The organism is Edaphobacter aggregans DSM 19364 (genome assembly GCF_000745965.1).
Classification (GTDB): Bacteria; Acidobacteriota; Terriglobia; order Terriglobales; family Acidobacteriaceae; genus Edaphobacter; species Edaphobacter aggregans.
In genome coordinates, this window is record NZ_JQKI01000159.1 from 1 (window position 1) to 11,299 (window position 11,299).

At 55.5% G+C, this 11,299-nt stretch carries 7 protein-coding genes and 1 pseudogene; all 8 read left to right on the top strand.

The genetic code is table 11. The annotated features are described in order from the left end of the window. Window positions 1-936: DUF7482 domain-containing protein (locus Q363_RS42335; RefSeq protein WP_035357063.1), on the top strand; the 936-nt coding region annotated here is incomplete at its 5' end. Window positions 937-1,175: 239 nt separating this feature from the next. Continuing rightward, complete coding sequence (locus Q363_RS27445) at window positions 1,176-1,787, top strand: peroxiredoxin family protein (RefSeq protein WP_051979408.1); 612 nt, start codon at window positions 1,176-1,178, stop codon at window positions 1,785-1,787. A 61-nt stretch (window positions 1,788-1,848) separates the two neighbouring features. Continuing rightward, complete coding sequence (locus Q363_RS41350) at window positions 1,849-3,261, top strand: protein-disulfide reductase DsbD domain-containing protein (RefSeq protein WP_169747159.1); 1,413 nt, start codon at window positions 1,849-1,851, stop codon at window positions 3,259-3,261. A gap of 56 nt (window positions 3,262-3,317) precedes the next feature. Beyond that, window positions 3,318-3,971: a thioredoxin family protein gene (locus tag Q363_RS41355; protein ID WP_169747160.1), complete on the top strand. Its 654-nt coding sequence runs from the start codon at window positions 3,318-3,320 to the stop codon at window positions 3,969-3,971. Window positions 3,972-3,973: 2 nt separating this feature from the next. After that, window positions 3,974-4,587 (top strand): annotated as a pseudogene (locus Q363_RS27455) (HD domain-containing protein). A 932-nt stretch (window positions 4,588-5,519) separates the two neighbouring features. Then, window positions 5,520-5,843 carry an ester cyclase gene (locus Q363_RS27470; protein ID WP_084080838.1) on the top strand — a complete coding sequence of 108 codons (324 nt, stop codon included), beginning with the start codon at window positions 5,520-5,522 and terminating at the stop codon, window positions 5,841-5,843. A 3-nt stretch (window positions 5,844-5,846) separates the two neighbouring features. Beyond that, the gene (locus tag Q363_RS39270) at window positions 5,847-6,503 is read left to right on the top strand and encodes a TetR/AcrR family transcriptional regulator (RefSeq protein WP_211256386.1); all 657 of its coding nucleotides are present in this window, start codon (window positions 5,847-5,849) and stop codon (window positions 6,501-6,503) included. Between the two features lie 746 nt (window positions 6,504-7,249). After that, the gene (locus Q363_RS27480; protein ID WP_035357067.1) at window positions 7,250-9,712 is read left to right on the top strand and encodes an alpha-galactosidase D; all 2,463 of its coding nucleotides are present in this window, start codon (window positions 7,250-7,252) and stop codon (window positions 9,710-9,712) included. Window positions 9,713-11,299 lie beyond the last annotated feature (1,587 nt).

Genomic DNA, 11,299 nt, shown 5'->3' on the forward strand with positions numbered 1-11,299 from the left:
TTGTATAAAGGGACACTCAAGGGTAGCAAGAAGAACGTGTGGTACATCCTCACCGATGTGAGCGATCAAGGAGTGGCGGATGCACTCGGTCTAAACTTCTCCTCAAAGCTCGCATTTGCTGCGAATGCTGCCAGAACGGGCAACCTTGACACGAATGGCAATATTGTGTTCGATAAAGGGACTGTCGATTTTGCTCCCCAGCGCAGTATCGTGCCCGGTCCTCAAGGCGCAGAGTTCCCGCCACAGTCTGCTGCACCGGGCGCCATTGGCGACTCTGCATACAGTCCGTTCGTACAGATAATCAATGCTGGAAACGTGATCTACAACGCACCGATGGTTGCCTTCGGGGTTGACGCCAGTCAAATCGATTTCCCCAACGGCAACGTCGACTATTCAAAAGTTCATGATCAGGTCGTAGCGATCGATCCTATCAACATGACCGTTACAATCAACCTGATCAATGGGTTCAGCTTTGGTCGTCCAGTTTGGTATCTCTCGATGGACGCGAGCATTCCGCTTGCAGCAGCTATCGAGCACAACACCTACGCCCCTCTCATGAGCCAGCTGGTGCTGGGACATGACGACAGCTTCGCGAGTCCGGTGGAACGCATTTTTATTGCAACCAATGGACCAGAGACCGGAGAGTGCAACAATCCACTGCGTCAAGGGCTGTCTGCTGATTTGGCGGATGGGTTCAGACCGAACAACGTGCTTGGCGGAATCCCGACCATTGCGCTCGATTACAGTCCAGCGTGGGACGCACAGCTGTATCAATGGACAGATGACGCTATCAATAAAGGTTATCGCGGGCAGTTGCGCGAAGAGTTTCAGATCCTGACGTTTGTACAAGACGGCCTTATCACGGGCCCGGGCGGAGCAGCGTTCGGAAGCTCGGGGTTCTCAATCAATTGCCCAATCGTTCAAAGATTGGATTGATCAATAGGACTGCTCCTTGTGGGGTTGTTCAAACGCGACATCGTTGGGTTTGAACACCCCCCTTTTTTCTATGGCACTTGTGACCAGGCATCTTGATCCCTTAAGAGGTTCGATTTGCGCTCGAACACCGGGCTAGCTAGGGCATGTTACTCACCAACAAGTGAATAAAAGTAGATGAGCGCTGTAACTTTTCTAGAGACTGCTTGTCAGATAGGCATTTCGTAGGAGGAGTGCTCGTCATGTCCAATTTTGCCCAGCCGTCCGGTAGAGCCCAAAAGGCCGGCACAATTCACATCAGTCAGGTTTGGGGATCTGTCCTCGCCATAGCCTGCTTTTTGCTCCTTGGGGCGTCCGCCTTCGCCCAGACCCCCGCCGTGGGTGCGAAGGCTCCTGATTTCACACTCTCAACTCCAACAGGAAAGGCCGTCACGCTGTCGACCGAACAGAGTGGACACGATCTCGTTCTGGTGATCTTGCGAGGTTTTCCAGGCTATCAGTGCCCCTACTGTGTAAAACAGGTTCATGATTTCGCAGACCGTGCCTCAGACTTCAAGGCGAAGAACACGAGAGTGCTCCTGGTCTACCCAGGACCGCCCGCTGATCTCGATCAACATGCGAAGGAATTTCTCGAAAAGCAGGCCGAGTTGCCGTCCAACGTTGTACTTGTGACAGATCCTGACTATAAGGTCACCAATCTGTATGGACTACGTTGGGATGCGCCACATGAGACGGCATATCCGTCCACGTTCATTCTCGACAAGAAGGGAATGGTCGTTTTTGAGAAGATCAGCCATAGCCACGGCGATCGCCTTTCCGCACAAGATGCCCTGGACCATCTTTCCACGAATTGACGCGGGGGCTGTGCCGGGAATCGCCGGTGCGGCCTTCTCTTCAAGAGCACGCAGGTCGAACATGCGAACCTCTCACAATCGTCTTCTACTCCTCCTCTCAGCCCTATTGGCTCTCTTCCCATTCGGCCATGCTCAAGTACGGGAATCGGGAACCGGAACACCCGGGCCTGTCAAAGCCCAGCACCTCACTGCGGAGTTGATCTCCGAGGCCGGGACGGTCGCCCCCGGTGGCAGCAGTCGAGTCGCTTTAGCCCTCACTCTTGAGCCCGGCTGGCATGTTTATTGGGTCTACGCCGGAGACTCGGGCGAGCCCCCCACAGTGAAATGGTCGGTGCCATCAGGGTTTTCCGTTGGGCCGATGCAGTATCCCGCACCATCGAGACTACCGCTCGGTCCGTTGATGGATTATGGATACGAGGGCACGGCTGCGTTTCCCTTCGATCTTTCGACTTCACCACAAACTCCACTCGGCATAGCGGACCTGAAGGCGCACGTGCAGTGGCTTGTATGTCGAGAGGTGTGCCTTCCTGGAAAAGCGTACCTCGGCCTCAAACTCAACGTAGTTCCGAAGGCATCTTCCGATACCAACAAGCTCATCGACGCCGCTGTTCTCGCGGAGCCGGTCAAGCCGCCGGCCTCGGTCAAAATCGGGGTAGCCGCGACTCGCGGCACGTTGACGCTCAACGTAGTCACTGGCAAGAAAGAGATTTCAGCGGAGTATTATCCGCTTGATGACGATTCGATTCGGAACGCGGCGGAACAGAAGATAGAGCCCACAGCTGATGGAGTGAGGCTCGTGACGGAGCGAGCCGACATCTCCGATACCCTGCCGAAAGAACTTAAGGGTGTCCTTAAGCTGAGCGATGGCCGGTCCTACACGTTTAATGCGCCAGTCGAAACAGGAATTGCACACTCAAGTGGTGGCAACGAACCTGGATTTCTTCTGGCGGTTGTGCTCGCCTTCGCGGGGGGAATCATCCTGAATCTCATGCCGTGTGTTTTCCCGGTGCTTTTCCTCAAAGCACTGGCTCTGGTAGGAAGTGCCGGCGAGAGCAGGACGGGGCAGCGAGCGCATGGGATGGCATATACAGCCGGGATTCTGTGCTCATTCTGGATTATCGTAGGCGCGCTGCTAACGCTCAGAGCTCTCGGCAAACAGGCTGGATGGGGGTTTCAACTTCAATCCCCTGGCTTCGTTGTCGCTATGGCCTGCCTGCTTTTCTTTATGGCGCTCTCTCTGGCAGGCATGTTTGATCTCGGTCTAACTTTGACCAGTGCTGGAGGTAGTCTCGCCCGCAAGAGCGGCTATACCGGTTCATTCTTCACCGGCGTCCTCGCAACGGTGGTGGCAACACCCTGCACAGCACCACTGATGGGAGCCGCAATCGGGTTCGCACTGTCCCAAAGCGCGCTCGTACATTCACGGTATTCACGTCCCTCGCTCTCGGCTTGGCGTTGCCCTATCTCGCGCTGACGTTTGTTCCCGGATGGGCAAACAATCTACCACGCCCAGGTCGCTGGATGGAGACCTTGAAGCAACTCACGTCCGTGCCCCTCTTTCTCACCGTGATCTGGTTAGCGTGGGTCTACGGCCGTTTGAGCGGTAGCACAGCGGGAGACAGCTCCGATCATGTCGCCCGATTGCTTGTCGGTTTGTTGATTCTCGCGATCGGGGGATGGATACTCGGACGCTGGCCGGCACGTCGGTGGGGATATGTCGTCGCTTCTGCGGCCGTCGTGGCGGCGCTCGCGTTCCCGTTAATCACGGCGCGAGTCGATCGTTTGCAGTGGCAACCTTTCTCTAACGCTGCCCTCGAGGAGGCGCAGAACGAGGGCAAGCCAGTCTTCGTTGACTTCACTGCTGCATGGTGCCTCTCGTGCCAGGTCGATGAAAAGGCGGTTCTGCAAGATCGCAGCGTCGAGCAGGAGCTTCTTCATCGACACTACATACTCCTCCGCGCCGACTGGACTCGCTACGATCCGGAGATCACCAGCGAACTGAGCCGCGTTGGGCGTAGTGGCGTTCCGACCTACGTGATCATCTCCGGGCCGGGGGAAAGGGCAACCCACGTTCTGCCTGAACTGCTGACGCGCGGCGTCGTGCTTGATGCGATCCGGCAAGCCGGAGCAGCGCCGGACAGTGGAAGCCTGGCCCCTTTTCCCACGGCGAAGACGGGAAGCTAAACATGGCAAAGAAAACAGTGACCACGGAAATCTCAAAAACCATTGGATTTGTGCTCGAAGTCGACAAACTGAAAAGCGTACTGCGCAAGGTCCGGCCCATCTCGGAAGAACGCTTCGAGAATACCGCCGAGCATAGCTGGCAGATCGCGTTGTTTGCCATGTCGATGGCCCACACACTAGAGCTGCAGGTCGATGTTACCCGCGTGGTGGCGATGCTGCTCATACATGATCTTGGCGAGATTGACGCTGGCGACAAGTTCGTATTTGCACAAGACGGTTGGGAAGAAAGAAAGGCCGCGGAACTTAAGGCTTTGGAGCGCATCTGCGGCTTGGCGCCAAGAAAACAGGCAATTTTCTGTTGAGACTATGGAAAGAGTTTGATGCGGGAGAATCCGTTGACGCTCGTTTTGCCATGGCCATCGATCGCAGTATGCCCGTCCTTTTGAACCTCAACCGGAACGGCGGAAGCTGGAGAGAAAACGGAGTGACTTATGAGAGGGTCGTCGAACGGGTGCGTCCTGAGATTGAGGGTGGCTGTCCTGAGTTGTGGGAATATCTGAAACCTCAGCTCGAAGCGGGGCGCCACAAGGGTTTCTTTGCGACGTCCGCATCCTAGGGCACCGCGATCAGCGTCCCCGACGAGAACTACTCTTTGAAGAGATGAGTCGCGTGCGTGATCGCACCGCCGGCACGCATTGCCGCGGCGATGACTGCTGTTTCTGCGAGCATCTCGTCCGTCGCTCCCTTCTTTGCGTGCCGACTGCACATGTAGTTCGATACAGTATGGGCACTGGGTAGTCAGTGTGGCTGCCAACATTTGTGTCACTCGAAGTCCGATCGCCACATCGATTTCGGGTCGAACAGGACCAGCAATCTGCCACTGAGACCAGCAGCATCGAGTGACGGTTACAAGGGCGGCTTTCTCCTTGAGTCTCCTAATTTTTCCTGTATCCTCGTCGAGACTTAAGCGTCAAACCTGAGTGGCTACCGAGCGAGCAGTGATCGCCTCGCAGCGATCCGAGACAAGTGAGCTTTTAAGTGACCGGGGAGTCCGCCGTTGGGCCGTCGGTCTAACCAGCCTTTTTTTCATCGCGTTGCAGAGCGTCTGCACCATCGTCATGGCGCTCAGCGGCGTGCGACTCGTCATTGGATTGGGAGCTCTGGCTGCAGTTGCTGCGGGAGCCAAGGGATCTGCAACCGGATTTCACCAAGACGCTATACGAATTCCCATGATGGCACTCGCTGTACTCGGGTCCTGCATCAATCTGTACATGATCTGGAGGATTCGATCACTCCGGAAACGGCCCTCTGCCCAGTGGAGGCAGCAGCCGATTTCCCGCCGGCGACTCTGGGGAGAGAGAGTGCAAATCACTCTCGCTGTTGTCACTCTCATTCTGGTGGTGGCCGAATTCCTGTCCCATCACTACATCTTCCGCTTGGTCGGATAGAGAAGCTCCGGGTCATTGAGTACCGAATAGGTTTGCCTCGGTATTGGCGATAGGACCATACTCTATCCTTCATCTTCTCGGCGGGAAGAACTCGCAAGAGATGCACGGGAGCGCGCTCCGCAGGCCTTCGGGGCCGACGCAGGGGCGCGAAAACGCACGTCCCTTCTATGAAGCGCTGTTTGCCGATCTTGCGGAGAGCAGCGTGACGCCTGGTAAGCGGTTATATGGCGACAACTTTATCGTGGACGACTCTGTTGCCAAGTTCAAGGCGGTGGGCAGGCCATTCGGGCTCGAAGGTAAGGGGCGTACTGTGGAGGCGCGCTTGCTGCACATCGTCGAGTTTACGAACGACGGTACGATTCAGCGTGAAAATGTGTGGATCGATATGGCGGCGTTGATGCAGCAATTGCCCCCGGGAGCGTAGCGCATGGCGAAGGGAGAGCGGGCGAGTCAGAGGCAGCGAACGCGGCACGACCTGCTTCAGGCTGCATCGCGTTTGATGTCGCAGGGACAGTTGCCCAAACTGGCTGAGGTGGCGAAGGAGGCGATGGTCTCCCGCGCTACCGCCTATCGCTACTTCTCCAGCGACGAAGCGCTGATGGGGGAGGCAGCCCTGGTGGACCGAACGCCAACGGCCGGGCAGCTATTTACGGGCGATACGTCGGTTGATCCAGAGGAGAGGCTGCTGAAGGCGAACGCCTTTATGCACGACTTTGTGTGGGAGAACCAGACGCAGTTGAGGTTCATTGTGGCACGTCTGCTGGATCAGGCGGCGCAGAGCAATGGCTCGGGCGAGATGCCTCGGGGGAACCGCAGGGACGAACTTTATTCAAACGGCTCTTGCGCCGGCGCGCGATCGGTTCGATGCGGCGACGTATCGCAAGCTGTGTGCTGCGGTCGCGCTGGTGATCGGTACCGAGTCGATGATTGTTTTTCGCGACGTGCTCCAGATCGAAGAAGCAGAGGCGCGGAAGGTGGAGAGCTGGATGGTAAGCGTTCTGACGCAGGCCGCTCTGCGCGAATCTCGCGTGAAGAGTGGCAAGGATCTCGGTCTCAGCCCTCAACGCGGCGGGAAGAAAGATGAGTGGGCAGGTTGTGCTGACGACGGCTTGGGCCGGTTGGCACTTCATTGCGTCGGGACAACACCCTCATCGCCTTCGGTTTCGACCTCCCTGCTTCAGGGGGTTATTGTCGACGCGGATCGCCATCCGCGATGCGATTGGCCACGATGGACGAAATCTTTGGCGCTCGCGAACTGGAGGGAGTAAATCCCGTTTAGGGTCATCGGACTCACGTAACCTGTAACCTGTTGCGAACAGGGCAGAGCGCTCATTTAGCCATTCAAGTCGATCAGCGTTCTCGGCAGGTGGCCGAAAAACCGGCTATCCGTTGAAGTGTTTGTGACGTAGTTCATGGCTCCCAACTGTACGAGATGGCGACTATTCGCTCAAGTGGATTGCCGCAGCTAAATGCGCCCATTGGCATTCCTAGACCTGGCGCGTTTCTCAGGATGTGGCGTTGGCTCAGGGATCGATTCTGACGAAGATCTCGGCCTCATGGAGACACGGGAGCCGCTCATTCTGAGATCCAAATCGTATCGATTCTTCACAGATAGTTCACAAACGAATTTCCGCCCTGTTCGTCCTATTAGAGCCCCGTGTGGTTCGGAATCTTTAGATACTTTGGAAGAAGACGACTCTCCACAACGCTGCACAGCGTGCGGAAAGTAAACTCCGCGATCGACGAAGGCAGATCACGATCATGAAACTGACTCGGCTCACAGAAAATTGCGCACGACAAATCGATTCCCTCGCGTCTGGAGCGTCATACATGCGCCCAATTGCTGTTTTAGCTATTGCTACCCTGATGGGGAGCAGTGTAAACGCAGTCGCACTGTCGTCGGTTGTTGCCGATCGACCGTACCTCGGCTGGAGCAGCTTTAGCGAGCAGACAGTTTCAAGCAGCTTTCTCACGCAGGACAATGTGGAAGCGCAATCGGATGCACTTCTGTCTTCAGGCTTGCAGCAGCACGGCTTTACCTACATCAATATCGATGCCGGCTGGCAAAATGGCTTCGATGCAAACGGTCGCCCAACGCCAGACGCATCGCTCTTCCGGAACATGACCGGTCTCATTTCCCATATCCACTCAAACGGGCAGAAAGCCGGGATCTATTGGAAGCCGGGGGTGGATCGGCAGGTTGTTGTCGCCAATCCACAGATTCTTGAAACGAATTATCACATCAGAGATATTCTGGCCACGCCAAACTCTGCCGGTAATGCGTTTGCGGCCTCAGATCCGATCAGCTCCCTCTCAAACTTCAAGATTGACTATTCCAAACAGGGAGCGCAGGAGTACATCGATTCCATTGTTGCTCTGTTCGCTTCGTGGGGAGTCGACTACATTCGACTCGACGGCGTCGCCCCAGGCTCGGGCACAATGTCGCTTGATAACCAACCTGACGTTATGGCATGGAGTAAAGCCATCAAACAGAGTCAGCGGCCAATTTGGTTGACAATTTCTTCAGCTATTGACCAGGACTACTTCAACACCTGGCAGCAGTATTCGAATGCTCGGCAGATCAGTGCCAATCTGGAGTGCGAGGGGCGCTGTTCAACGTTGACCAGCTGGCCTCTTACTTCTCAACGGTGGAGTGACCTCATCGGATGGCAAAACTACGCCGGTTCCCAGGGTGGATGGAATGATCTGGGCCCCCTCGAGATTGGAAATACCACCAGTGATGGTTTGAACGCAGTTGAGCAGCAATCGGCGATCACGCTTTGGGCCATGGTGAATGCACCTCTTTATATCGGCGGGGACCTCACGAAGCTCGATTCCACTGGGCTCGATCTGCTGACCAACGATGAGGTGATTGCAGTCGACCAATCTGGTTTTCCTGCGAGCCAACTTGCGGGAGGGATGACGCCGATTTGGGCTAGTAATCTGGGAGACGGAAGCTTTTATGTCGCGTTGTTTAACCTCAACGCGTTTCCATCGCCAGTTTCGATCAAGTGGAGTGCGTTGGGTTTCATTGACGCGCCACAGGTTCACGATGTTTGGAACCGCCGGAATCTAGGGCGTTATGATGAGCAATTTTCCGCAGTGGTTCTGGGACATGGCGTTCGTCTTCTCCGTGTCTTCTCACACGGCGTTGCAAAGCCGGAACTTTCTCAATCATATGTAGCGTACCTCGGTCTCACCAGCGGGAAGGCTGCCTTCATCAGATGTAAAGCATGCTCTACAGGCCACGAAGTCGTTAACCTGGGGCTTGGGAAAAACAACGCTGTCACGCTTGACAATATTTATGCCGAGCACTCGGGTACATTCCGCATGGAAATCAATGCCGCAACGAGCAGATCGAGCGATTTGTTTTATCAAGTGAATAACGGTGTGCCCACCTCGGTGAAAGTAGGAGGTGGGAGCTTCGACCTGCCGTCCAGCACCAGCGTGCTGGTCAAACTCGCTGCGGGTTATAACTCGATTCAGTTCGGCAACCCAGCCGGCATTGCTCCAAATCTCGATCAAATCGGGATGAGTGGAGACGGTCATACAGCTCCCCCGACGTTTGCGGTCTACGATGCTGAGATTGGGAATTTGGACGGAAAGGCACTCAATAGTGCCTGCGAATACTGCTCCGGAAATACGAAAATCAGCGGTATCGGAATGGGAAGCGACAATACTGTCACCTTTCCCGACATCACGGTTGCGGGACCCGGGATGTACAACATGGAGATCGATTACCTCACGAAAGTTCCTCGGCTCCTATACATGACGGTGAACGGAGGAGATCCCATTCCGCTCGACCTGACGGGAGACAGTGAGGATTCTCCAACCAGCTTAGTTATTCCTGTAGGGCTGAAGGAGGGGAAGAACACCGTCCAATTTGGAAACCCTGACGAACAAGCGCCCGCACTCGACAAGATTGCCATTGCGCCACCTTTGGAGTCCACGGATCTAACGCTGACGTTGGGACTACAAAAACGAAGCGGCCCTTCAAGCCTCCGGACCTGGACATTGAACCTTGCGAATCTAGCTCCGATACCTGCGGAAGGCGGGCAGCTAAATCTGCTTTCGCTTGTGCAGGTGAGTGGTGCGCGGGCATGTCAACCCAAGGTGCTTGCCAGTCTACCGATGAGCGTGGGAACTATCCCGAAGCAGGATGCGCGAAGCTTGGACGTGCCTATCGATTTCTCTTCCTGCTCCGACGATGCTGTGTTCAACCTCAGTATTGTCTATTCAGCGGACCATGGCGCCGTCGTCGGCAACGCTATCCTCACAGGGTTTTCGCAATAGTATCTCGGAACGTCTTCAGTCAAGTGGTGGAAAGACAATCACGGTGGACTCGATAGCGGCTGCCAAATCCTAGAGTCGGTATCTACGATTGCGGATTTCAGCAGCAGCCACAGCTCTCACCGCGTAAAGCGCGCCGTCCCTCGATGACCAAGATGGGCAATGCAAGGAGTGCTGCTGCTGAATCCACCCAATGTATGTGCCAAATGGCATTGATGGCTAGTCCCGCCAAAGGCGTGCCCGGGACACCACCCATTTCTCCGCTTGACAGATGACTTAGATGGAGGTCGGCTAACCGGAATGTATGGTCCGCCGCCTTGTCGCAAGCGAAAAGTGAGGGTGACAGGTTGGTCTGCGCAAATCTATTCGGCCTTTGTTGGAGCAGTGGCTCCTGGCCAGGATGGAATGCGCTGCGTTCTTTTCCCCATTAGTTAGGCAGTCTTGGAAGGCTTCTTCCGGTTACGGGTTTTGAGAGCGCCGGGTTCGACCGTTGTGCCATCTCGTTGTTCGCGAGCAGACCTGGCAGGAAAACATAGACCCTCAGGAGCAGCTGGGAACTCGTCGTCAAACACTGGTGGAAGACTCCACTCCACAACCAGCGGGCTCAACTATTAAAGCTGCTTCTTCTTGTCCGAGGGAATCAGCGCATCATGGTGATCAACATTCCCTGGTACCTCTAACGATTCTCTCGCGCCCACCCCGCTGGGTGACCTTGCTGAGTCATCTGGATTCAATCACCTGAAACTGGACAGAATAGCCGAAGCCAATCGAGTGATCGAGTGTTGCGGGCCGAAAGGCCGAAGCTCCAATGAAAATCGAGTTGCTGATGCGCCGAAGGCTTGTATGCCGTACCGAAATCCATCGTGTGCCGCGGACCACCGCGTTGCGGAAAAGTTCCTGGGGGGGTGTCAAAAAAACCGATTTGATTCCTGGGGAGGAAACCATCCGCTTATGCCAATTGGTCAAACGGCTTTCGTGGCCTTGTAGGCGGAGTACCGTTTGAAAATCAAACAACTGGGTTGACAATTACAACGGGCGAGGCACCAACCAGGCGTGATTGGACGTCGGCACGAATTAGATTCTCGGCCGGCTGCACTTCAAGCATTTGCGCTTTGTTGAGGGGGACGGCACGGGCCGGTATTCGTGTTGACTTTGAAGGTTGTTGTGGCATCGCGAATGATATCTATCCACAAGCAAAAAATGGAGCACCCGCTTAGGAGATGACTTGCTCTTGGGCTGATTACATTCCCCTAGTACTGTGACCGCTTGAATGAGTAGTTCAGTTTCAGGCGTGCCAGCTTCCTTGTGAACTTCCACTTGATGGTGATCTTGTGGCGGTTTGCACTGCGATTCCAGGCGTTGGCTTGGCGGCGGAGGGGGACGATATCCCCGATCCAGCGTTTTCCGAGGCATTGGCGGCTAAAGAGGCCAATCTCGATCTCCGCCTGGTTGAGCCAGCTTCCATGCTTTGGGGTGTAGTGGACAGTAAAGCGCTCCCACAGCCATCCGCTCCTCTTCGCCGAAGCGGTTCACCAACCCCTTGCGAGTATGGGTGCTCAAGTTATCCATGACCAGATGAATGGTATGGGC